The organism is Lentzea sp. NPDC036949, from assembly GCF_055608075.1.
On sequence record NZ_JBVJRA010000001.1, the window covers coordinates 749176 to 772487 of the forward strand.

General features: G+C 71.3%; 22 protein-coding genes. 13 read left to right on the forward strand and 9 right to left on the reverse strand.

Annotated elements, in window-relative coordinates:
- Window positions 1-164: 164 nt before the first annotated feature.
- The 9 genes from macS (at window position 165) to ACZ7CD_RS03855 (ending at window position 8645) form a co-directional block, all read left to right on the forward strand.
- On the forward strand, window positions 165-1325 hold the full coding sequence (gene macS, locus ACZ7CD_RS03815) for a MacS family sensor histidine kinase (protein ID WP_360393850.1): 1161 nt from the start codon (window positions 165-167) through the stop codon (window positions 1323-1325).
- 11 nt (window positions 1326-1336) lie between these two features.
- Window positions 1337-1984: a response regulator transcription factor gene (locus tag ACZ7CD_RS03820; RefSeq protein WP_360394807.1), complete on the forward strand. Its 648-nt coding sequence runs from the start codon at window positions 1337-1339 to the stop codon at window positions 1982-1984.
- Between the two features lie 20 nt (window positions 1985-2004).
- Entirely contained in the window at window positions 2005-2517 is a 513-nt protein-coding gene (locus ACZ7CD_RS03825) for a DUF1707 SHOCT-like domain-containing protein (protein WP_470378273.1), read from the forward strand.
- Window positions 2518-2554: 37 nt separating this feature from the next.
- Window positions 2555-4009, forward strand: coding sequence for an SDR family oxidoreductase (locus ACZ7CD_RS03830; protein ID WP_470369765.1), 1455 nt, complete (start codon window positions 2555-2557; stop codon window positions 4007-4009).
- A 36-nt stretch (window positions 4010-4045) separates the two neighbouring features.
- Window positions 4046-5077, forward strand: coding sequence for an L-threonine 3-dehydrogenase (gene tdh, locus ACZ7CD_RS03835; protein ID WP_360393841.1), 1032 nt, complete (start codon window positions 4046-4048; stop codon window positions 5075-5077).
- Window positions 5077-6255, forward strand: a complete 1179-nt coding sequence (locus tag ACZ7CD_RS03840) for a glycine C-acetyltransferase (RefSeq protein WP_360393839.1) — start codon at window positions 5077-5079, stop codon at window positions 6253-6255. The genes tdh and ACZ7CD_RS03840 overlap by 1 nt, the downstream gene beginning before the upstream one ends.
- Window positions 6256-6322: 67 nt before the next feature.
- Window positions 6323-6796 carry an RNA polymerase sigma factor gene (locus ACZ7CD_RS03845; RefSeq protein WP_360393836.1) on the forward strand — a complete coding sequence of 158 codons (474 nt, stop codon included), beginning with the start codon at window positions 6323-6325 and terminating at the stop codon, window positions 6794-6796.
- Window positions 6781-7797 carry a hypothetical protein gene (locus ACZ7CD_RS03850; protein ID WP_470378274.1) on the forward strand — a complete coding sequence of 339 codons (1017 nt, stop codon included), beginning with the start codon at window positions 6781-6783 and terminating at the stop codon, window positions 7795-7797. The genes ACZ7CD_RS03845 and ACZ7CD_RS03850 overlap by 16 nt, the downstream gene beginning before the upstream one ends.
- A complete protein-coding gene (locus ACZ7CD_RS03855; protein ID WP_360393831.1) occupies window positions 7794-8645 on the forward strand; it encodes a LysR family transcriptional regulator in 852 nt (283 codons plus the stop codon). Before ACZ7CD_RS03850 ends, ACZ7CD_RS03855 begins: the two co-directional genes overlap by 4 nt.
- Here the strand turns inward: ACZ7CD_RS03855 and ACZ7CD_RS03860 are convergent.
- Together ACZ7CD_RS03860 and ACZ7CD_RS03865 are read right to left on the reverse strand one after the other, a co-directional pair.
- Window positions 8642-9325 carry a hypothetical protein gene (locus ACZ7CD_RS03860; RefSeq protein WP_360393828.1) on the reverse strand — a complete coding sequence of 228 codons (684 nt, stop codon included), beginning with the start codon at window positions 9323-9325 and terminating at the stop codon, window positions 8642-8644. The two genes, ACZ7CD_RS03855 and ACZ7CD_RS03860, sit on opposite strands and share 4 nt — an antisense overlap.
- A gap of 53 nt (window positions 9326-9378) precedes the next feature.
- Window positions 9379-9828: a MarR family winged helix-turn-helix transcriptional regulator gene (locus tag ACZ7CD_RS03865; protein WP_360393825.1), complete on the reverse strand. Its 450-nt coding sequence runs from the start codon at window positions 9826-9828 to the stop codon at window positions 9379-9381.
- 70 nt (window positions 9829-9898) lie between these two features.
- Between ACZ7CD_RS03865 and ACZ7CD_RS03870 the strand changes: the two genes are divergently transcribed.
- Complete coding sequence (locus tag ACZ7CD_RS03870; protein WP_360393822.1) at window positions 9899-10297, forward strand: Rid family hydrolase; 399 nt, start codon at window positions 9899-9901, stop codon at window positions 10295-10297.
- Here the strand turns inward: ACZ7CD_RS03870 and ptsP are convergent.
- The 6 genes from ptsP to ACZ7CD_RS03900 all read right to left on the reverse strand — a co-directional run bounded on the left by ptsP (window position 10294) and on the right by ACZ7CD_RS03900 (window position 17125).
- Complete coding sequence (gene ptsP / locus ACZ7CD_RS03875) at window positions 10294-11925, reverse strand: phosphoenolpyruvate--protein phosphotransferase (protein WP_470378275.1); 1632 nt, start codon at window positions 11923-11925, stop codon at window positions 10294-10296. The genes ACZ7CD_RS03870 and ptsP overlap by 4 nt on opposite strands.
- Window positions 11926-12034: 109 nt before the next feature.
- Window positions 12035-12910, reverse strand: a complete 876-nt coding sequence (locus ACZ7CD_RS03880) for a ribokinase (protein ID WP_458429847.1) — start codon at window positions 12908-12910, stop codon at window positions 12035-12037.
- The gene (locus ACZ7CD_RS03885; protein WP_360393814.1) at window positions 12907-13821 is read right to left on the reverse strand and encodes a substrate-binding domain-containing protein; all 915 of its coding nucleotides are present in this window, start codon (window positions 13819-13821) and stop codon (window positions 12907-12909) included. The genes ACZ7CD_RS03880 and ACZ7CD_RS03885 overlap by 4 nt, the downstream gene beginning before the upstream one ends.
- A gap of 30 nt (window positions 13822-13851) precedes the next feature.
- Window positions 13852-14757, reverse strand: coding sequence for an ABC transporter permease (locus ACZ7CD_RS03890; protein WP_360393811.1), 906 nt, complete (start codon window positions 14755-14757; stop codon window positions 13852-13854).
- A complete protein-coding gene (locus ACZ7CD_RS03895) occupies window positions 14754-16163 on the reverse strand; it encodes a sugar ABC transporter ATP-binding protein (RefSeq protein WP_458429845.1) in 1410 nt (469 codons plus the stop codon). Before ACZ7CD_RS03895 ends, ACZ7CD_RS03890 begins: the two co-directional genes overlap by 4 nt.
- Window positions 16160-17125 (reverse strand): LacI family DNA-binding transcriptional regulator, encoded by a 966-nt coding sequence (locus tag ACZ7CD_RS03900; protein WP_360394804.1) that lies wholly within the window; start codon window positions 17123-17125, stop codon window positions 16160-16162. Before ACZ7CD_RS03900 ends, ACZ7CD_RS03895 begins: the two co-directional genes overlap by 4 nt.
- 103 nt (window positions 17126-17228) lie before the next feature.
- On the opposite strand from ACZ7CD_RS03900, the gene ACZ7CD_RS03905 reads away from it, so the two are divergent.
- Together ACZ7CD_RS03905 and ACZ7CD_RS03910 are read left to right on the forward strand one after the other, a co-directional pair.
- Window positions 17229-19223 (forward strand): DUF2339 domain-containing protein, encoded by a 1995-nt coding sequence (locus tag ACZ7CD_RS03905; RefSeq protein ID WP_470378276.1) that lies wholly within the window; start codon window positions 17229-17231, stop codon window positions 19221-19223.
- Window positions 19224-19345: 122 nt separating this feature from the next.
- Complete coding sequence (locus tag ACZ7CD_RS03910; RefSeq protein ID WP_470378277.1) at window positions 19346-20422, forward strand: beta-propeller fold lactonase family protein; 1077 nt, start codon at window positions 19346-19348, stop codon at window positions 20420-20422.
- Here the strand turns inward: ACZ7CD_RS03910 and ACZ7CD_RS03915 are convergent.
- A complete protein-coding gene (locus ACZ7CD_RS03915; RefSeq protein ID WP_470378278.1) occupies window positions 20362-22431 on the reverse strand; it encodes an MMPL family transporter in 2070 nt (689 codons plus the stop codon). The genes ACZ7CD_RS03910 and ACZ7CD_RS03915 overlap by 61 nt on opposite strands.
- A gap of 152 nt (window positions 22432-22583) precedes the next feature.
- Here ACZ7CD_RS03915 and ACZ7CD_RS03920 point away from each other — a divergent pair, with 152 nt between their 5' ends.
- Window positions 22584-23309 carry a TetR/AcrR family transcriptional regulator gene (locus tag ACZ7CD_RS03920; RefSeq protein ID WP_458429841.1) on the forward strand — a complete coding sequence of 242 codons (726 nt, stop codon included), beginning with the start codon at window positions 22584-22586 and terminating at the stop codon, window positions 23307-23309.
- Window positions 23310-23312 lie beyond the last annotated feature (3 nt).

Sequence of the window (23312 nt, forward strand, 5' to 3'; positions counted from 1 at the left end):
CCACACCGGCCAGTCGCGCACGTGTACTTGCCCTCCCCGTCCAACGGGAGCGCTGCCCCGAACCCGGGAAGCGTCGCACATTCCTCCGTTCGGCAGAAGACGGCCACCTGGGGGTTAGCCAGCGCACGTTCACGCGGCAGGATGGGGTGCGAAAGGAGCACAGCGTGCCCGAGCAGCCTGCCGAACGTGTGACGAAGGTGATCGACGACCCGGCCACGCCCCTGTGGCGCGGGGCTGTTGCTCTACGCATAGTCACATTCCTCTTCGCGGCGGCGAACGTCATCGCGAACCATTCCGATTACATCCGGCCGTGGCTCGCGTGGAGCGCGCTCGGGGCGATGGCGCTGTGGTCGGTGTTCACCAGCCGCGCCTACAGCACGACGTGGGGCCGGCGCTGGCCGGTCGTGCTGGTCGACCTCGTGCTGACCTGCGGGCTCATGTCGCTGTCGCCGTTGATCATGTCGAGCCACCAGCTGCTCACCGAGAACGTCCCGCTCATCACCACGATCTGGGCGTGCGTGCCCGTCGTGGCCATGGGCGCGCTGGGCGGGTCGGCGGCGGGGTTCGCCGGTGGTCTGACCGTCGGCCTGTTCACCTACCTGACCAAGCGCGTGCCGAGCCTCGACCTGCTGCGCGACGTCGTGCTGCTCGCGGGGGCCGGCATGGTCGTCGGCATGGCCTCGGCCACGGCGCGGCGTTCGGCGGTGCGGCTGGCGCAGGCGTTGCGCACGGAGGCGGCGACGGCCGAACGCGAGCGGCTGGCCCGGTCGATCCACGACAGCGTGCTGCAGGTGCTGGCGCGCGTCCGCAAGCGCGGAGCGGAGGTCGGCGGTGAGGCGGCCGAGCTGGCGCGGCTGGCCGGCGAGCAGGAGGTGGCGCTGCGCAACCTCGTGGCCGCCGCCCCCACCGACTCCACAGTGGACGGCGACGTCGACCTCCGCCCGGGGTTGCAGCTCCTCGCCACGCCGCGGATCCAGGTCTCCACGCCGGCGACGCAGGTCATGTTCGACGCGGCGGCCGCGGGCGAGCTCACGTCGCTGGTCCGCGAGGCGCTGTCCAACGTGGACAAGCACGCCGGCGGTGACGCCAGGGCGTGGGTGCTGCTGGAAGACCTCGGGGACGAGGTGGTGCTGAGCGTCAGGGACGATGGACCAGGGATACCGGAGGGCCGGATCGCCTCCGCGGAGGCGGAGGGCCGGATGGGCATCGCGAAGTCGATCAGGGGCCGGGTGGCGTCGCTGGGCGGCACCCTGGAGCTCCAGACCGGGCCGGGGGAGGGCACGGAGTGGGAGGTTCGCGTGTTCAGGAAGAAGGCGGTGCGGTGACGGTCTCGGTGATGGTGGTCGACGACCACCCGATGTGGCGCGAGGGCGTGGCACGCGATCTGCAGGAGCGCGGCTTCTCGGTCGTGGCGACCGCGGGTGACGCGGCCTCCGCCGTGCGCATCGCGAAGACCGTGCGGCCCAACGTCGTGCTGATGGACCTCAACCTGGGTGAGCTGTCCGGTGTCGACGCCACCCTCATGATCACCGGTGAGCTGCCGGAGACGCGGGTGCTGGTGCTGTCCGCGAGCGGCGAGCACGACGACGTGCTGCAGGCGGTGAAGGCGGGCGCGTCGGGCTACCTGGTGAAGTCCGCGTCCGCGGAGGAGCTGGTCGAGGCCGTGAGCCGGACCGCGGCCGGCGACGCCGTGTTCACCGCCGGTCTCGCGGGCCTGGTGCTGGGCGAGTACCGGCGGATGGCCGCCGCGCCCGACGACGCGGAGGAGAAGCCGCAGCTGACCGAACGGGAGACCGAGGTGCTGCGGCTGGTGGCCAAGGGGCTGACCGCGCGCCAGATCGCCAACCGCCTGGTGATCTCCCACCGCACGGTCGAGAACCACGTCCAGTCGACTTTGCGGAAACTCCAACTGCACAACCGGGTGGAGCTGGCGCGTTATGCCATCGAGCACGGTCTCGACAGCGAACCGGAGGCAGAGAGATGACAGACCCCAGAGCTTTGCGCGTGTCCGACGCCGAGCGCGAGCACGTCGTCGGCCTGCTGAACAAGGCAGTCGGCCGCGGCATGATCACGCTCGACGAGTTCACCACCCGCACCGACACCGCGCTGGCGGCCGTGACCAGGGCCGACCTGAACGTGGTGCTGGTCGACCTGCCGGGCATGGTCAACACCGAGGTGGCCCGTGAGCGCACCGAGCTGAAGAGCACGATGAGCACCACGACCCGCAAGGGCCACTGGGTCGTGCCGAACGAGCTCGTCATCCGCAACACCCTCGGCACCACGAACCTCGACTTCACCGCAGCCGAGGTGCCGCCGGTCGTCACCGTCGACCTGGACGTGTCGCTCGGCACGGTGAAGCTGCTGCTGCCCGCCGGGGCCGCGGTCGACGCCGACGCCGTCGAGGTCACCGCGGGCGAGGTGAAGGACAAGGTCCGAAGCACCGCGGGCAGCCCGCGCTTCCGGCTCAGGGGCGCGGTGCGCGGCGGGACCGTGGTGATCAAGCGCTCCAAGCGCTGAATCTGCGCGAACACCCGGTACCCCGCAGGATCGAGGCATGCGTTGTCTCGTGACCGGTGCGACCGGGTACCTCGGCGGACGGCTCGTGCCCCGGCTCCTGGCAGAAGGGCACGAGGTCCGCTGCCTCGTGCGTTCGCCCGAGAAGCTGCGCGACGTCCCGTGGGCCGCTGACGTCGAGGTCGTGCGCGGTGACGTGCTCGGCGACCTCGACGAGGCCATGCGCGACGTCGAGGTCGTGCACTACCTCGTGCACTCGCTGCACTCGAAGGACTTCGCGAACGCCGACCGCGAGGCCGCGGAGAACACGGCGGCGGCCGCGGAGCGCGCGGGCGTCCGGCGCATCGTCTACCTGGGCGGACTGCACCCGGAGGGCACGGAGCTGTCGCCGCACCTCGCCTCGCGCAAGGAGGTCGGCGAGGTCTTCCTGCGCTCGCCGGTGCAGGCCGTGGTGCTGCAGGCCGCGATGATCATCGGGTCGGGCTCGGCGTCGTTCGAGATGCTGCGCTACCTCACTGAACGGCTGCCGGTCATGGTCACGCCGAGGTGGGTGCACAACCGGATCCAGCCGATCGCGGTGCGGGACGTGCTGCGGTACCTGGTCGAGGCGACGACCCTGGAGGACCAGAACCGGACGTTCGACGTCGGCGGGCCGGACGTGCTGACGTACCTGCAGATGATGATGCGGTACGCGGAGGTCGCCGGGCTGCCGAAGCGGCGCGTGCTGCCCGTGCCGTTGCTGACGCCCGGTCTGTCCTCGCACTGGGTCAACGTCGTGACGCCGGTGCCGAAGTCGATCGCGAAGCCGTTGATCGAGTCGCTGGTGCACGAGGTGGTGTGCCGGGAGAACGACATCCGCGCGGTGCTGCCCGGCGAGAACATCGGCTACGACAAGGCCGTCGAGCTCGCGCTGAGCAAGATCCGCGACGCCGACGTGGAGACCCGCTGGTCGGGCGCGTCCACACCGGGTGCGCCGAGCGAGCCGCTGCCGACCGACCCCGACTGGTCCGGCGGCTCTGTCTACACCGACGAGCGCGAGACCAGGACCAACGCCACGCCCGAGCGGTTGTGGGAGGTCGTGGAGGGCATCGGCGGTGAACGCGGCTGGTACTCGTTCCCGCTGGCGTGGGCCGTGCGCGGCTGGCTGGACCGGCTGGCCGGCGGGGTGGGACTGCGGCGCGGGCGGCGGGACCCGCACCGCCTGCACGTCGGGGAGGCGCTCGACTTCTGGCGCGTCGAGGAGATCGAACGCGGCCGGCTGCTGCGCCTGCGCGCCGAGATGAAGGTGCCGGGGAAGGCCTGGCTGGAGCTTCGAGTGGCGGGCAACGAGGGACACGGGTCCACTTACCGCCAACGTGCCGTGTTCGTGCCCAAGGGGCTGGTCGGACACCTCTACTGGTGGGCCGTCTACCCCTTCCACGGCATCGTGTTCGGCGGCATGGTGCGCAACATCGCCAATGAAGCTGAGCTGCACAAGAACTTCAGAAAGTCCTGATGGACTGCACAAGCAGCAAAGGGTGAGACTTCCCGCATGAAGGCTCTCGTCAAGGTCGCCGCTGGGCCTGGACTCGAACTGACCGACGTCCCCGACCCCACGCCGGGTCCGACGGACGTGCTGGTCAGGGTCCTGCGCACCGGCATCTGCGGCACCGATCTGCACATCGACTCGTGGGACGACTGGGCCGCGGCCAACATCAAGGCGCCGCTGGTCCTCGGGCACGAGTTCGTCGGGGAGGTCGTCGAGGTCGGCGGCTCGGTGACCGGCGTGAAGGTCGGTGACCTGGTCAGCGGCGAGGGCCACCTGGTGTGCGGCACGTGCCGCAACTGCAAGGCGGGCCGCCGGCACCTGTGCGCCAACACGCGTGGCCTGGGCGTGCACTCCGACGGCGCGTTCGCGCAGTACGTGGTGCTGCCCGAGCAGAACGCGTGGGTGCACCGCACGCAGGTCGACCTGGACGTGGCCGCGATCTTCGACCCGTTCGGCAACGCCGTGCACACCGCGCTGTCGTTCCCGGTGATCGGCGAGGACGTGATCATCACCGGCGCCGGTCCGATCGGGATCATGGCCGCCGCCGTCGCCAAGCACGCGGGCGCGCGCAACGTCGTGATCACCGACATCTCCGAGCACCGCTTGGACCTGGCCCGCAAGGTCGGTGTTGACCTCGCGGTGAACGTGGCCGAGAAGTCGATCGCCGACGCGCAGGCCGAGCTCGGCATGGCCGAGGGCTTCGACGTCGGCATGGAGATGTCGGGCAAGCCGGTCGCGCTGCGCGACATGATCGCGAACATGGCCCACGGCGGCCGCATCGCGATGCTGGGGCTCCCCGCGGAGGAGTTCCCCGTCGACTGGAGCAGCGTCGTGCTGAAGATGCTGCACATCAAGGGGATCTACGGCCGCGAGATGTTCGAGACCTGGTACTCGATGACCGTGCTGCTGCAGCGCGGCCTCGACCTCGCACCGGTGATCACGCACCGGTACGACCACACGCAGCACGCCGAGGCGTTCGCCACGGCGCGCGAGGGCAAGTGCGGCAAGGTCATCCTCGACTGGACGGGAGCCTGATGTACGGCGAGCTGAAGAACGACCTGGTCAAGACGATCGGGGAGATCCGGGAGGCCGGGCTCTACAAGGCCGAGCGAGTGATCGCGACCCCGCAGAACGCCGCCGTCCGCGTCGGTTCCGGTGACGAGGTGCTGAACTTCTGCGCCAACAACTACCTGGGACTCGCCGACCACCCGCGGCTCATCGAGGCCGCGAAGTCCGCTTTGGACGAGTGGGGCTTCGGCATGGCCTCCGTGCGGTTCATCTGCGGCACCCAGGAGCCGCACAAGGAGCTGGAGGCGAAGCTCTCGTCGTTCCTCGGCACCGAGGACACGATCCTGTACAGCTCGTGCTTCGACGCGAACGGCGGCCTGTTCGAGACGCTGCTGGGCGCCGAGGACGCGATCATCTCCGACGAGCTGAACCACGCGTCGATCATCGACGGGGTGCGGCTGTCGAAGGCCCGCCGGTTCCGCTACAAGAACCGCGACATGGACGACCTGGAGCGCCAGCTCAAGGACGCCTCCGACGCGCGCTACCGCCTCATCGCGACCGACGGCGTGTTCTCGATGGACGGCTACCTCGCGCCGCTGGACGAGATCTGCGACCTGGCCGAGCGGTACAACGCGCTGGTCATGGTCGACGACTCGCACGCGGTGGGTTTCACCGGGCCGACCGGTCGCGGCACGCCGGAGCTGTTCGGCGTGCAGGACCGGGTCGACGTCGTGACCGGCACGCTGGGCAAGGCGCTGGGCGGTGCGTCCGGCGGGTACACGTCCGGTCGCGCGGAGATCGTCGAGCTGCTGCGCCAGCGGTCGCGGCCGTACCTGTTCTCGAACTCGCTCGCGCCGTCGATCACGGCCGCCGCGATCGCCGCGCTGGACATGCTGTCGTCGTCCTCGGAACTGCTCACCCAGCTGCGCTCGAACACGGAGCTGTTCCGCCGCCGGATGACCGAGGAGGGCTTCGACCTGCTGCCCGGCGAGCACCCGATCATCCCGGTGATGATCGGCGACGCCGCGGAGGCCGGCCGCCTGGCCGACCTGCTGCTGGAGCAGGGCATCTACGTGATCGGCTTCTCCTACCCGGTGGTGCCGCACGGCAAGGCCCGCATCCGCACGCAGATGTCGGCCGCGCACTCGACGGAGGACGTGAACCGCGCCGTCGACGCGTTCGTCGCCGCTCGCGCGAAGATGTGATCCGGGTCACCTCGTAGTAAGAATCGGCACGGTCTGCGCACTACCTCGTGAAGAGGGAGGGGCGATCGTGGAGGACTTCTCCGCCGTCTACCGCGAGTGCTACCCGCGGGTGCTCGCCTACGTGGCGAGCCACGCCGGGTCGCGGCTCGCCGAGGACATCACCAGCGAGACCTTCACGATCGCCTGGCGCAGGCTCGACCGGATGCCGGCGAACGCGCTGCCGTGGCTGATCGGGATCGCCCGCAACCTGGTCAGGGAGGCGCGCCGGCAGACGACGCACTACGAGCTCGCCGACCTGCCGGGTGACGACGCCTTCGCGGTGGTCGAGCTGCGGGCGGCGCTCGCGGGCCTGTCCGACGCCGACCAGGAGGTGCTCACGCTCATCGCGTGGCACGGCCTGGGCGCCGCGGAGGCCGCGCAGGTGCTCGGGTGCACCACGGCGACGTTCTTCGTGCGCCTGCACCGAGCCCGACGGCGGTTGCAGGCCGCTCTCTCGGCACCGAACTCCGACCGTGCGAGGGAGTCATGGAAGACCTCATGAAGAGCCTGGCCAGGGCCAAGCCGCCGACACCGGAGGTCGACCCCGCGCGGGCGGAACGCGACCTGGCCCGCATCACCGCGCTGCCGAGGGACAGGCCGGCCAAGCGGCAGTTCGTGCTCCGGTTCGCCCCACCGCTGGTCGTGGCCGGGGTGATCGCGCTGGTGGTCGTGCTGCTGCCGCGGCCCGTCGACCCCGCGCGACCGGCCGAGCCGCCGCGGTGGTGGCACGTCCTGACGCAGCACTGGTCGTTGATGCGCGTCGGCGAGCCGACCAACCCGTACCTCGTGGAGTTCGAGTCGAAGACGGACCGGTGGCTCAACGCCGACACCGAGGTCGCGGTCGTGCAGAAGGACGGCGAGGTGTCGCCCTATTCAAGTGAGGACGAGGAGCGGTGGACCGCGGCGGGCAAGCCGGCCACCGCACCCCAGATCGGCGGGTCCCGTTCCGTGCGCATCGGGCCGATGAAGCCCGCCGTGCAGAAGGCCGCCGTGTCCGGGTTCCAGATGTCGTTGCACAGCCCCGTGCGGCTCGACTCGTTCAGCTCGCTGCCCACGGACCCGGTGGAGCTGCGGAAGGTACTGGAGTCCCTGGTCGGCGCCGAGGACGCGTACCGGACCGCGACGCTCGCGATGGACCTGATGACCGCGAACGTGAGCGATGCCCAGCGGCGGGCGGTGTTCGAGCTGCTCAAGACCCTCGACGGGGTGCGCTTCCTGACCGACGTCCCGGTGGGCGCCGACCGCAGGGGCGTCGCCGTGGCGATCGCCGCGCCGCCGACCTTCCAGTTCTCCGACGTCGAGACCCGCCTGGTGGTCAACCCGGAGACCGGGCTGCCGGTCGAACGCCGGGACGTGCTCACCACGGCGCAGCTCGGCCTCCCCGCGGGCATGCCGATCGCGGAGGAGAAGTACCTCCTGCTGGACAGCACGTCGATCGACCCGATCCTGCCGCGGGACGTGCCCGTGAACGGCGGAGTGGAATCCCCCATCATTGAGCGGTGATCGATCCGCGACGCCTCCGAGTCCTGCGCGCGCTGGCCGACCACGGCACCGTGACCGCCGCTGCCGCCGCACTGCACCTCACGCCGTCGGCGGTGTCACAGCAGCTGGCGGCCCTGGAGTCGGAGGCCGGACACCCGCTGCTGCGCCGCTACGGCCGCCGGGTGTCGCTGACCCCGGCCGGTGAGCTGCTCGTCGCGCACGCCCACGTCGTCGCGGCGGAGCTGGAACGCGCACAGGCCACTTTGGACGCCCTCGCCTCGGGCTCTGCCGGTCGGCTGGCGGTGGCGTCGTTCGCCTCGGCCATCACGCAGGTGGTGGCCCCGGCACTGGCGGCGCTGCGGGAGCGGTCCATCGACCTGTCGGTGCGCGACGCCGAGGGCCACGAGAGCGTGCGGCTGCTGCTGGACGGCGAGATCGACGTGGCCATCACCGAGGAACACCGCACCACCGAACGCTTCACGTGCTTCCCGCTCTACACCGAGCCGTTCGACGTGGTGCTGCCGCCGGGCCACCCGCTGACCGGCCCGGTCGACCTGGCGGCGCTGGCCGACGAGGACTGGGTCGTGACCCTGCCCGGCAACCCGCTGCGGGACGTCGTGGAGATGGCCTGCGCCCAGGCCGGTTTCGCACCGCGGATCCGCCATACGTCCGACGACTTCCGCGCCATCGAGGCACTGGTGGCGGCGGGTGCCGGGGTGGCGCTGGCGCCGCGGAACGCCATCGCCGGTGTGCCGGTGGCGGGCGTGGCGCCGTTGCGGCGGGTGGTGGCGGCGGTCCGGCGGGGCAGTGAGGAGCACCCGCTGGTGCAGACGGTGCTCCGGGAACTGCAACGGGCCGCAGGCCGCTAGACCGGCGGCAGGTGGGCGGCGACCTCGGCGAGCGCGTCGAGGGTGTCGTGGTCGATGCGGCCGGTGGCGGTCTCGGCCTCCGCGACGGTCACGCGCTTGCCGTCGCGGTCGCTGCCGTAGCGCAGGCCGGTGAAGCGGATGTCGGCCATGCCGAGCAACGCGGCGCCGAGCGGGTGGACGTCACCGCTGCCGTGCCGGGCCATGACGGACTCGAACGCGCGGGCGTCGCCGGTGGACGCGAGACCCACCCACACGACCGAGACGACCGCCGTGTTCCCGGCTCCGTCGGTGACCGCGAACAGCACCCGGTCCAGCGAGGTGCAGCGGTTGCGGGTGAAGAACTCGCGCACCTCGCCGAACGACGCCGCCACGCACTCGGCCTGCTGCCGGGCGGTGCGGTTGAGCTGTCGCATGCCCAGGCGCTGCCAGGCACCGCCGGTGTCGCCCTTGCGCGCGGCCTTCTGCCCTTCCGCTTTGCGCGGGCCGAGCCGTGCCGACGACGTTCCCGAGCCCAGCTCCGCCGAGCCCAGCTCCGCCGAGCCCGCGCCGCCGACGGAGAGCGAGCCGGTACCAGCGGCGACGCTCAAGGCCAGCGCGCCGGCCACCACGACACCCGCACCCTTCTTGCCGCCGCTGTTGAGCGGGATGCGTCTGCCGTTCTTGGTGATCCAGTCGGTCATGGGACTCAAACGCCGAGACCGCGGCCCGGCGTTGTCACCCGATCCGGTGGTCGCTAGGGCGGGGGGATCGTCACCCGCAGCTTCGCCGCGATCCGCGTCAACGCCTCCCGGTCCGCCGCCGTCAGCGGGTCCAGCACGTGTTCGCGCACGCTGCGCAGGTGCACCGGGGCCGCGGCGGCGACCACGTCGTAGCCGGTGTCGGTGAGGGTGGCGAGGGTGTAGCGGCCGTCGTCGGGGTCGGGGGCGCGGGTGACCCAGCCGCGCTGTTCGAAGCGCTTGACGACGTTGGACAGGCGGGAGAGGGAGCCGTTCGCGAGGTGGGCGAGCTCGCTCATGCGGATGGTGCGGGCCGGGGCCTCGGAGACGTGGCTGAGGACCAGGTAGTCGAAGAGGGACAGGCCGGCCTCGGACTGCAGCGGGGCCTCCAGGCGGCCGGGGAGCAGCAGGACCAGGGAGATCAAGCCGGTCCAGGCGTCCTTCTCGTCGGCGTTCAGCCACTCCATGCGCGGCAGCTTACTTCACGCTTGAAGTCGTGTACGGTTGACTTCAAGCGTGAAGTGAAAGGAGCGGGACATGCCGGAGTTCTTCGCGACGCCGGGGTACGGCGAGACGCAGCGCGAGAACATGCACTACAGCCAGGCCGTGCGGATCGGCGACCGGGTCGAGACCTCGGGGCAGGGTGGCTGGGACGACGGGTTCGAGTTTCCGGAGAGCCTCGAAGCGGAGATCGTGCAGGCCTTCGAGAACGTCGAGCGGACGCTCCAGACCGCCGGTGCGAGCTGGGCGGACGTGGTGCACGTGAACTCGTACCACGTGCTGGGCGACGACACGTTCGACGACCACAACCGGGTCATGGTCGAGCAGTTCCGCGCGCGGATGGGCGAGCGCGCGCCGATCTGGACCGAGAGCGGGGTCACCGCCCTCGGTCACCCGAAGATGCGCGTGGAGATCCGCGTGACCGCGGTGGGCTAGTGCGGGGCGCGGGCGGCGAGCTTGGCCGAGGCCGGGTCGTGGGCGGCCAGTGCGCCGCGGGCCGCGAGCTGGCAGATGTCGAGGCTGGAGGTGGCGAGGCGGGCGCCGACGTCGGCCAGTGCGGTGTGGTTCATCGACAGCGACGTCACGCCCATGCCGACCAGCACGCACGCCAGCAGCGGGTCGGCCGCCGCCTCGCCGCACACTCCGACGGGCTTGTCGGCGGCGGTGGCGGCCTCGCCGACCAGGGCGATCAGGCGCAGGAGCGCGGGCTGCCAGGGGTCGTTCAGCGCGGCGACGCCGCCGAGCTGGCGGTCGGCGGCGAAGACGTACTGCGCCAGGTCGTTGGTGCCGATGGAGATGAAGTCGACGGCCTGCAGGATCTCGCGGGCCGAGAGCGCGGCGGACGGGACCTCGACCATCACGCCGGCACGGGCGATCCCGGCGGCGCGGGCGCGTTCGACGAACCAGGCTGCCTCGGCGGCGGTGGCGACCATCGGTGCCATCACGGAGACGTCGGCGCCGGTGGACTTCGCTGCGGCCGCGATCGCCTCCAGCTGGCGGTCCAAGACCTCGGGGCGGTCGAACGCCACGCGCAGGCCGCGGACGCCGAGGGCCGGGTTCGGCTCGGGGTCGGGGCTCAGAAACGCCAGCGGCTTGTCGGCACCCGCGTCCAGGGTGCGCACGACGACCGGCTTGCCCTGGAACGGCGCCAGAACAGCCTCGTAAGCAGCGGTCTGATCGGCAACGGACGGTTCCTCCGCAGCGTCGAGGAAGCAGAACTCGGTGCGGAAGAGCCCCACGCCCTCGGCTCCGGCGGCAGCGGCGGCCGCGGCGTCGGCGGGGGAGCCGACGTTGCCGAGGACCTTCACGCGGTGGCCGTCCTTCAGCACGCCGACGCCGTTCCACACGGCCTTCTGGCCGGTGCCGGCGGCGCGGACCTTGCCGTCGGACTCGCGCACCACGCCGGTGTCGCCGTCGACGTCGAGCGCGGGGACGTCCAGCGCCAGCACGCCGCGGCACGCGACGACGGCGGGGATGCCCAGGGAACGGGCGAGGATCGCGGTGTGCGAGGTGGGGCCGCCCTCCTCGGTGACCAGCGCGAGGACCTTCGACGGGTCGAGGCCCGCGGTGTCGGCGGGCGCGAGGTCGCGGGCCACCAGCACGGACGGCGAGGCCAGGTCGGGAACGCCGGGCGCGGGCAGGCCGAGCAGCTCGGCCACCACGCGGTCGCGGACGTCCTGCACGTCGCGGGCGCGTTCGGCCATGTAGCCGCCGGCGGCCTGCAACGCGGTCACGAACTTCTGCGCGGCCTGGTGCACCGCGCGGGCAGCGGGCAGCGACTCGTCGACGACGAGCTTCTCCGCGGCCTTGATCAGGGAGGGGTCGCCGGCCATGGCGGCGGTCGTCTCCAGCACGGCGCGGGCGTCGCCCTCGACCGTCTTCGCGCGCTCCATCAGGCGCTGCGCGACGACCTCGGTGGCCGGGCGGATGCGGGAGGCCTCGTCCTTGGTGTCCGCGGGTCGCGGTCCCGTCGGGGGTTCCGGCAGGGCCTCCGCGACCCGCACCACGGGACCGGAAGCCCGGCCGCTGCTCACACCGACACCGCTCAGCCGCGCGCTCGACATGGTCTAGACCATACCCTTCAGCTGGATTCTGAGGACAGCTCAGTGTGACCAATCCAGCCGCGGGGCGCGGAACGCCGCGACGCTCGTCATGTGGTCTTAACGCAAGAGGTCACTCCGGCAGGGCGCTGACCTCGGCCGCGGTCGGGTAGGACGGCTGCGCGCCGGCCTTCGTGACGGACAGGGCGGCCACCTTCACGGCGTAGCGCGCGGCGTCCGGCAGGGTGTCGCCCGCGGCGAGCCTGGCCGACAACGCACCGGCGAACGCGTCACCGGCACCGGTCGTGTCCACCACCTCGGCCACCTCGACAGCGGGCACCTCGACCGTTCCGCCCTCGGCGACCACGGCGACGCCACGCGACCCGAGCGTCACGATCGCCGCCTCGGGACCGAGCTCCAGCAGGCCCTGCCACGTCGGCGCGAGCTCGGCGGCCTCGTGCTCGTTGACGACCAGCACGCTCAGCCGTTCCAGCGTGGCGGCGGGCAGCGGCGCGACCGGCGACAGGTTCAGCACCGTCCGCACACCGGCGGCCGCGGCGGCCTCGATCGCGTGGCTCACGGTCTCCAGCGGGACCTCCAGCGAACACGCCAGCACGCGCACGCCGTCGAACGACAGCGCGTCCACCTCGGACTTCGACACGTCCAGGTTCGCGCCGGGCGAGACCACGATCGAGTTCTCGCCGTCCGGCGTCACGGTGATGTACGCGATCCCGGTGGGCCGCTCGGACGTCTTCACCAGCGCGGTGTCCACACCGGACGACTCCAGCGAGTCGCGCAGCAGCGACCCGTACCCGTCGCCGCCCAGCGCACCGACGAGCGCGACCGGCGCACCGGCGCGAGCGGCGGCGACGGCGGTGTTCGCGCCCTTGCCGCCGGGCAGCACGACGGTGTCGCCGCCGAGCACGGTCTCACCGCCGGCGGGCCGCCGGCCGACCTCGACGACGAGGTCGGCGTTGGCGGACCCGAGGACCAGCAGGGTGTTCGTCACTTGAGGAACTCTGCCACGTTCTGCTTGGTGATGACCTTCACCTCGACGTCCACGACCTGCTGGACGGCCTCGCCCTTCGCGGCGTGGACGGCCTGCTCGACGGCCTTCTCGCCGAGGACCTTCGGCTGCTGGGCGACGGTCGCGTAGAGCGTGCCGTCCTGGATCGCCTTCAAGCCGTCGGGCGTGCCGTCGAAGCCGACGACCATGACGTCCTTGCCGGCACGGGCGCCGAGCGCCTTGATCGCGCCGAGCGCCATCTCGTCGTTCTCGGCGAAGATGCCCTTGATGTTCGGGTTGCCCTGCACCAGGTTCGTGGTCTCGTTGAGGCCCTTGGCGCGGTCGAAGTCGGCCACGGCGGTGGCGACGACCTTGATGTTGCCACTGTTCAGGCCCTGCTCGAAGCCCTGACCGCGGTCACGCGACGCGGACGCGCCGGAGATGCCCCTGAGGTGCGCGACCTCGCCGGAGGCCGCACGGCCGAGCTCGATGGCCGCGAGGCTGCCGCCCTGCACGTTGTTCGACGCGACCTCGGCCGCGACCTTGCCCTCGACGGCGCGGTCGACCGAGATCAGCGGGATGTTCGCCTGCTCGGCGGCCTTGGCCGCGGGGGCGGACTGCTTGGAGTCGACCGGGTTCAGGATGATCGCCTTGACGCCCTGCGTGACCAGCGTCTGCACCTGGTTGACCTGGTTCGTCGCGTCGTTCTGCGCGTCCACCACGGTCAGCTTGGCGCCGAGCTTGTCCGCCATCGCCTGCGCGCCCTGCTGCAGCTCCACGAAGAACGGGTTGTTCAGGGTGGACACGGCGAGGCCGATGGTGATCTGGCCTCCGGACGCACCGGTCCCACTGCACCCGGACGCCAGCAGCGCGGCGGCACCCAGGGTCAGCGCGATCCGTCGGGTCACCTTCATTGGTGTCTTCCTTACCTGTTGCGGGTTGTCTCAGCGACGGCGAAGGGAGTCGAGCAACGCGGCGAGTGCGATCACCGCGCCGATGACGACCTGCTGCCAGAACGGCGGGACCTGGAGCAGGTTGAGGCCGTTGCGCAGGACGGCGAGCACGAGGGCGCCGACCAACGTCCCGGTGGCGCGGCCAACACCACCGGACAGCGACGCACCACCGATGACGACAGCGGCGATGGCGTCGAGCTCGTAGCCGGCCGCGGCCTGCGGACCGGCGGACCCGAGCCGTCCCGCGAGCACGAGACCCGCGGCGGCGGCGAACAGGCCGGACAACGCGTAGATCCAGAGCTTGGTGCGGCGCACGTCGATGCCGCTGAGCTTCGCGGCCTCCTCGTTGCCACCGATGGCGTACATGCGGCGGCCGAGGTTGGTGCGCGTCAGGACGAGACCGGTGACGCCGAAGAACAGCAGCATCAGCAGCAGCGGCAACGGCAGCGACGGCGTGAGGTTCGAGCCGAGGAACGTCACCAGCTCGTCGGTCTCGTGCGGCTGGCCCTCGGAGAACACCAGCGTGAGACCGCGGGCCACGCTGAGCATCGCGAGCGTCGCGATGAACGGCGGCAGCTTGCCGTAGCTGACCAGCGCGCCGTTGACGAGACCGCACAGCGCGCCGACGACCAGGCCGAGCGGGCCCGCGGTCAGCGCGCCGACCATCGCGGCCAGCGCGGCGATGCTGCCCACCGACAGGTCGATGCCGCCCGCGACCACCACGAACGTCATGCCGAACGCCATGATCGCGATGACCGCGGCCTGCACGCCGACGTTGAGCAGGTTCTGCGCGTTGAGGAACGCCGGCTGCATGACCGCGATGACCACGGCGAGCACGAGGAGCCCGGCGAGGGCCCCGTTCTCACTTGCGTACTTGCGAATGCTGATCGTGCTCACGCTGGGATCTCCTGCACGGCGAGTGCCATCACCTGGTCTTGGGTCGCGCCCTTCGGCAGCTCACCGGCCACCCGGCCGTGGGCCATCACGACGACGCGGTCGCTCATCCCGATCACCTCGGGCAGGTCGCTGGACACGAGCAGCACGGCCCGTCCGGCGGCGGTCATCCGGTTGATGAGCTCGTAGATCTCGACCTTCGCGCCCACGTCGACACCGCGCGTGGGCTCGTCGAGAATGAGCACCTTCGGGTCGGCCAGCAGCCACTTGCCGATGACGACCTTCTGCTGGTTGCCGCCCGACAGCTCCTTCACGGGCTGGTCGACGCGGCCCTTGATGCGCAGCTTGCCCGCGATGTCGTGCAGCCTCGACCGGTCGCGGTCGGTCAGCGTGACGAGTTCGAGGTTCGAGCCGACGGTGGCGGTGAGGACCAGGCCCTGGCCCTTGCGGTCCTCCGGCACGAGGCCGAGACCGGCCTTGATCGCGGCCTGCACGTCGTGGCGCGGCAACGGCTTCCCGTCGACCGCGACCGTGCCGCTGTCGTAGTCGTCCACGCCGAACGCCGCGCGCGCGACCTCCGTGCGACCGGCGCCGACCAGTCCGGCGACGCCGACGACCTCGCCCGCGCGCACCTCGATGTCGACGTCGGCGAAGACACCGCGCTTGGTCAGGCCGGAGATCCGCAGCAACGGCTGACCAGGGCGACCGGCCGCGCGCGGGTACTGCTCGTCGATCGGGCGGCCGACCATCAGCTCGATCATGTGCCGCGTGGTGGCCCGCGGGCCGAGCACGCCGACGGACCGGCCGTCGCGCAGGACCGTGATGCGGTCGGCGATGCGCTGGATCTCGTCCAGGTGGTGCGTGATGAAGACGAGGCCGACGCCGTTGCGCCGCAGCTGGTCCATGATCTGCAGCAACCGGTCGGTCTCGGTGTCGGTGAGCACCGCGGTCGGCTCGTCGAGGATCAGGACACCGGCGTCCTTGTCGAGCGCGCGGGCGATCTCGATCATCTGCTGCTGGGCGATGCCGAGGTCGCGGACCTTGGCGTTCGGGTCGACGTCGAGGCCCACGCGGTTCAGCAGCTCGGGCGCCCGGCGGCGCATCTCGGCCCGGTCGACGAACCCGAACCTGCGCGGCAACCGGTTGAGGAACAGGTTCTCCGCGACGCTCAGCTCGGGGACGAGCGCCAGCTCCTGGTGGATCACGGCGAGGCTGGCGCGGCCCTCGATGGTGCCCGCGTCGTGACCGTGGATGCCCGCGAGCACCTTGACCAGCGTGGACTTGCCCGCGCCGTTCTCGCCGAGCAGGACGTGCACCTCGCCCGCGTTGATGTCGAGGTCGACGCCGTCCAGCGCCCTGGTGGCGCCGAAGTGCTTGGTGATCCCGCGGGCGGTGATGAGGGTCTTCACAGCTCGGCCTCCCCGAGCGAGCCGCGCAGCACGAGCTTCGCGGTGAGGCGGACGTCGTCGGGCTGCTGCCCGTTGATCAGGGCGAGCAGGCTGCGCGCGGCGGCCCTGCCCATCTCCACCGTCGGTTGCGCGATGACGGAGATCGGCGGGTCGAGCAGCGGGAACCACGGCTGGTCGTCGAACACCGCGAGCGCGATGTCGTGCGGAATCCGCAGGCCGCGCGACCTGATCTGGGCCAGCGCGCCCAGGCCCATCAGGTTGTCCATCGCGACCAGAGCGGTGGCGCCGTCGTCGAGGAGCCTGGCGGCGGCCTGGCTGCCGCTCTCCTGCCGGAAGTCGCCGTGCACGACCTGCGCGAGGCCGCCCAGTGCACCGGTGAACACGGTGCTGCGCTCTCTCCCGGTGGAGGTGTCCGGTGGTCCCGCTATCACACCGATGCGGGAGTGGCCGGCGCCGACGAGCCGCCGGGCGAGCGCGGTCAATGCCTCGCTGCCGTCGGCGCGGACGACGGGGCAGGTCGCGCCCCTGACCGTCCGGTCGAGCAGGACGAGCGGAACGCCGCCTGCGCTCACTTCGCGAACCAGGGCGGGGTCATCGGTCGCGGGGCACAGCAGGAGGCCGTCCACCCGGCGGTCGAGCAGGGTGCGCACGTAGGTGGCCTCCTGCTCGGCGCTCTCGTCGGCGTTCCCGATCACGACGCAGTAGCCGTGTGACCGGGCTTCGTCCTCGACCGCTCGCGCGATCTCGGCGAAGAACGGGTTCAGCAGGTCGCTGATGACCAGACCGAGGGTCTGGGTGCTGGTGGTCCTGAGGGATCGCGCCAGGGCGTTGGGCCGGTAGCCGAGCTCCTCGATCGCGGCGAGCACCCGCTCACGGGTCTCGGGCGTCGGCGCGGCGTGGCCGTTGAGCACGCGCGACACGGTGGCCGTGGAGACGCCTGCGTGCTGCGCGACGTCCTTCATGGTCGTCACGAGGGCGTAGTTAATCGATTACACGCCTGTCCAGTCAAGCCGGGTGAGTAGGTGTACGGATGTCACCGGGCGTGTGCTGCCTCACCCTTGTCGTATGAACGGACAGGATCGCCTCGGGTACGAGCAGCGCCTCGCGTTGGAGCTCGCCGCGATCGGGCAGCGGCTGACCACGATCAGCGCGGAGATGCGCGAGCAGCACTCGGCCGTCGCCGTGGCGGAGGCCGAGGCACCGGCGCGGGCCGCGGAAGCACCGGCCGCGGAGGCCGTCGCGCCGCCCGCCGAGCCAGCCACCCCCGTTCCACCCCAGGCGCCCGCACCGGCCGCACCCCCGCCCTCGCCCAACCCCTGGTCACAGACCGCACAGCCGCAGTTCCCCCCGCCCCCCACCCAGTGGCCTCAGGGGCACGCGGGGACCCCACGTACCCCTGTGGGACACGCGGGGCCCCCGCGTGCTTTCCCGCAGCAGGGGCGGCCGCAGTGGCAGCAGGCGCCGGTGCCGCCGCGCGAGACGCTGTTGCAGAAGCTCAGCAAGGACGGCGCGGGCTCGAAGCTGCTGGCCTGGGTCGGTGGCGCGATCACCGTGCTCGGCCTGGTCATGCTGATGGTCCTCGCGATCCAGCGCGGCTGGCTCGGCCCGGTGCCGCGCGTGATCGGCGGCGCGGTGCTCAGCTCCGCGATGATCGGCATCGGCATGTGGCTGCACCGCAACCCGACCGGCCGCACCGGGGCGTTCGCGCTCGCGGCGACCGGCTTCGCGGGCCTCTACCTCGACGTCATCGCCGCCACCAGCCTGTACGGATACCTGCCGCCGTTCGCGGGCCTGGTCGTCGGCCTGGTGGTCGCCGTCGCCGGTGTCGTGCTGGCGCTGCGGTGGGACTCGCAAACGCTCGCGGTGTGCGTCGTCGCAGCGTGCGCCGTCTGTTCGCCGATCATCACCGAGGGCTTCTCCGTGCTGCTGGTCGGCTTCCTGCTGGTGCTGAAGATGGCCAGCACGCCGGTCCAGATCAAGCGCAACTGGCCGGGTCTCGCGATCGCCGGCGGCTTCCCGCCGATCATCGCGTCGATGCTGGCCACCGCGAGCGCGATCCCCGCGGACTACGAGTGGACGGTCGTCGGCGTCGCGGCGGCCACGACCGCGGTGGGCATCGCGGTCGCCCTGATCACCGTCTGGAAGCGACCGGCGGACGTCGTCGCGATCGCACTGGTCGCCGGGTCTGCGCTGCCGTCGATGTTCGCCACCACGCTGCTGGACCGCACCGCCGGGTCGGTGCTGGTCGGAGCGGTGGCCGCGGTGCTGCTGGCGATCTGGATGGTGCCGGACCTGCCGCGGGCGTTCGCGACGGCGGCCGGTGCGACCGGCATGCTGGCGCTGTTCCAGACGACGGTGGTCGCGCTCGACGGCAACGTGCGCGCGGCGGTCGTGCTGGCCGAGGCGATCCTGCTGGCGTTCCTCGCCGCCCGCCTGGGCAAGAAGAGCGCGCTGGTCGGGTCGATCGCGTTCGGCGCGCTCGGGTTCCTGCTGGCCATCACGCAGGCGGTGCCGCTGCCGTGGCTGCTCGACGAGCCGCGCTACCGCCCGGCCGGCGTCGGCGACTACGCCGCGGGCATGGTGACGGCGCTGGTGCTGGCCGCGTTCGCGGTGGCCGTTCCGTGGGCGGCCAGGAAGATGCGGGTCCTGCGCGAGCCGGCGGAGAACCCGCTGCCGTGGATCGCGTCCGGGCTGGTGGTGCTCTACGGCGCGGCGGGCCTGGTGATCTGCGGCGCGCTGCTGGTGTCGCCGAACGAGACCGGGTTCCTGTTCGGGCACTCGATCGTCACCGTGTCCTGGACCGTCGCCGCACTGTTCCTGCTGGTCAAGGGCATCAACGTGACGGCGCTGCGGATTTGCGGCCTGGTGCTGGTCGCGGCGGCGGTGGCGAAGCTGCTGCTGTTCGACCTCTCGGCGCTGGACGGGTTCGCGCGGGTGCTGGCGTTCCTCGGTGCCGGCCTGGTGCTGCTCACCGCGGGCGCCCGCTACGCCAAACTGGTGGCGTCGCGGAAGACCCCCGAGCCGCACGAGCCCACTCCGGTGGCTCCGCGCTCCTGCTGATCGGGACGAACGCCGCCCGCGCCGCCGTCGCGGGCGGCGTTCGTACTACGACCAGGCGTAGATTCCCCTCGACGGAGTGACGCAGGTAGATCGAATAACCCCGAAGTGGTCCGATTCGGGCTATGGCAAAGCCACGCCTCGTGGCCGCGGTTCTGGCACTCTCAGCGGTCATCGCGGCGATGGGTGTCGAGCAGCAGCACGACCTCGTTCCGACCTCGTCCGGCATGTCGGCGCCACGCGCGTACGTGGTCGGCAGAACCGGTCTCGTCCAGGTCGTCGACACCGGCAGCGGTGCCGTTCTGGCCGAGGCCGACACGGCGGGCCGCGCGACGGGCGTGGCGGTGTCACCGGACGGCGAGCGCGTCTACGTGGTCAACGGCTGGTCCGGCGCGATCACCCAGGTCGACCCGCACACCGGTGCGGTGCGCGACCGGCTCTTCACCCAGGTCCAGCTCTCCCAGGCGGCGATGCGCCCGGACGGCCAGCGCCTGTACGTGAGCGCGAGCGGCAGTGTGGCCGTGGTGGACCCGCGGGAGTTCCGGCTGGTGGCCGCGATCAAGGTCGGCGGGCAGCCGCAGGGCCTCGCGGTCCACCCGAACAACAAGGTCCTCTACGTGGCGAACGCCCAGGACGGCACGATCAGCCTGGTCGACACGGCCGTCGCGTTCCAGACCTCGACCGTCTTCGTCGGCGGCCTGCCGCAGCACCTGGCGGTGTCACCGGACGGGTCGCGGCTCTACGTGAGCGGCATGCGGCTGGGGGAGAGGACGCCGGGCACGCTGACCGTGATCGACACGGCCACGAACCGGGTCGTCGGCTCGGCGGGCATCGGCACCGGGGCGGGCGGCGTCGCGGTGACCCCGGACGGTGCGACGGTCTACGTCGCGCTGCCGAAGGAGGGCTCGGTCGCGGTGGTCGACGCGGCGACCATGACCGTGCGGGAACGCCTGCCGATCAACGCGCCCGGTGTCGCCATCGCGCCCGGTGACCGGAGGGTCTTCCTCGCGACCGGGGCGACGACGACCGTGCTGGACAGCTCGAACGCGGTGCTCGCGACCTACCCCATGCGCACCACCGCGTTCGTGGAAACGACAGGGCCGCGCCAGTTCGACGCGGCCCTGATCGCTTTCGCTCCTGGTCAGCCGACCGCGGCCGGGACCTTGACCTCCTCGTCGAAGTCGTCCGCCGGCTCGTCGTGAAGCGCGAGGCGCTCCTGGATCCGCTTGAGCGGGCCGGGCGCCCACCACGCGGCGTTGCCGAGCAGCTTCAGCACGGCGGGCACGAGCAGCATGCGGACCACGGTGGCGTCGAGCGCCAGCGCGAGGATCATGCCGACGCCGACGAACCGCATCATCGCGACCTGCGAGAACGCGAACGCGCCGGTGACGACGATCAGCAGCAGAGCGGCTGAGGTGATCACCCGGCCGGTCTTGGCGAGACCGGTCGTGACCGCCTCCTCGGTGGTGGCGCCGTTGCTGCGCGCCTCGACCATCCTGGACAGCAGGAAGACCTCGTAGTCGGTCGACAGGCCGAACACGATCGCCGCCATCAGCACGACGATGCCGGACTCGAGCGGCCCCGGCGTCACGCCGAGCAGGTCGGCGAAGTGGCCCTCCTGGAACACCCAGACCAGCACGCCGAAGGTCGCGGACAGCGACAGGGCGCTCATGACCACGGCCTTGAGCGGCAGCACGACCGAGCCGAACGCGAGGAACATCAGCACCAGCGTCGCGCCGACCAGCAGGGCGACCATCAGCGGCAGCCCGTCCTTGATCGCGTCGAGCGAGTCGCTGACCATGGCGGTGTTGCCGCCGACGAGCACCTCGGCGCCCTGCGGGGCCGGCAGCGCGCGGACGTCCTTGAGCGCCTGCTTCGACTCGTCGCTCAGCGCGTCCCGGTCGAGCCCCGCGGACACGGCGGTGACGCCGTTGCCCTGGCCGAGCGGCTGGAGGTCACCGATGCCGGAGACGTCCTTGACCCGGTCCAGGTACTGCTGGACGGCGGCCTGGTCCCCGCCCTTCACGACGACCTTGAGGCCGGTGCTGGAGAGCGCGGAGAAGTTCTCGTTGATGTTCTCGGTGGCCACGCGGACGGCGTTGCCCTCGGGCAGCACCTTCTCGGTGACCTGGCCGAACTGCACGCCGAGGAACGGCGCGCCGAGCGCGACGAGCACACCGATGATCGGCACGGCGACCAGCACGGGCCGCTTCATGACCTTGCCGCTGAGCGTGCGCCACCCGCGTTCGCTGGGCTCCTTCTTGCGCCACGGCATGGCGAGCTTGTCGACGCGGTGGCCGAGCACGCCCAGCAACGCGGGCAGCAGCGTGAGGGAGACGAGCGCGGCGATCGCGACCGCCGCGACACCGCCGTACGCGAGTGACTTCAGGAAGCCGTGCGGGAAGATCAGCAACCCGGCGAGGGCGATGACCAGCAGCGTCGCACTGAACAGCACGGTGCGGCCGGCGCTCGCGACGGTGCGGCCGACGGCCTGTTCGGTCGTGCGCCCCTGCGCGAGCTCCTCGCGGAACCGGCCGACCATGAACAGGCCGTAGTCGATCGCCATGCCGAGGCCGAGCAGCGAGGCGACGTTGACCGCGAACGAGTTGACCTCGGTGTAGATGGCGACGACGTGCAGCACGCCGAGCGCGCCCATGATCGAGAGACCACCGACGACGACCGGCAGCGACGCCGCGACCAGGCCACCGAAGATGACCACCAGCAGGAGCAGGACCAGCGGCAACGAGAACATCTCTGCCCGCGTGAGGTCCGCCTGCGACATGTCGTTGATGGCCTTCTGGGTCGGCACGAGACCGCCGACCTGCTGGCTGAACCCGTCGATCGCGAGCCGCGGCTGGACGTCCTCGAACTGCTTGATCTGCTCGTTCGAGTCGCTGCTGCTCAGCGTGATGACGACGAGGGCCTGCTGCTGGTCGTCCGCAGGCACGGGCCCGACGACGCCCAGGACGTCCTCCTCGGGCAGTCCGGCGACGTGGTCGGCGACCTTCTTCAGTTCGAGCGGGTTCGCGAAGTCACCCCGGTAGATGACGATCACATCACCGTTCTTGCGCCCGAACGCCTCTTCAGCGACCTTGTCCGCACGCGCGGCCTCACTGCTCGGGGCCTCGTACCCACCCTGGCTGAGCTTGTCGAACACGCCCAGTCCCCACACGCCGCCGAGGACGGCGAGCAGTACGGTCGCGATCAGCACCACCCAACGCCGTCTGTGTGCGAGCGAGCCCCATTTCGCGAACATGGACGACGGCCTCCTGGGTAGTACCGTGAACACCCGAACCTTGTAAACACCGTTCACTGAAACCGTACGGGGCCGTGCACGGGGTCTACAACCCGATGGAGTGACATATGACCCAGGCCACTCGCCGAGACCGCCTTCGCGCAGAAACAGAGCGTGAGATTCGGCAGGCGGCCCGCGCCCTTTTGGTGGAACGCGGCCGTGACGCAGTGACCCTGCGTGCGATCGCACGCGAACTGGGCATCACCGCACCGGCGCTCTACCGCTACTACGACTCGCACGACGCGCTGCTGCGCCAGCTCTGCGACGACATCTGCCAGGACATGGGCGCCGCGCTGCACGCCGACCTGGCCGCGGAGACGTCCGACCAGGTGGACTGCCAGGTGCGGGCGGTGTGCCACAGCTTCCGCCGCTGGGCGCTGGCCCACCCGCAGGAGTTCGCGCTGGTCTTCGCCTCACCCCGCGACCCGCTCGGCGCCGACCAGTTCGGTTCGGTGTTCCTGCAGCTCGCCGGTGGGCTGATCGCGTCCAACCTGGGCGCCAAGCACGTGGACGACCCGGTGCCGAAGGCGCTGCACGAGGACCTGGCGCGGTTCCAGCAGGTCCTGATCGACGTGGTGGGGCAGCACGGCGTGACCGTCGGCGACGACGTGCTCAGCCTGGGCAAGATCTACTACGTGGTGCAGTCGTGGGTGCGGCTGTACGGGCACGTGGCGCTGGAGGTGTTCGGGCGCTTCCCGTTCGCGGTGAGCAACCCGGAGCCGATGTTCGACAGCATGATCGACCAGCTGCTCACGGACATCGGGTTCGACGAGGAGGAGGCCGCTGCTCGGTGAGCA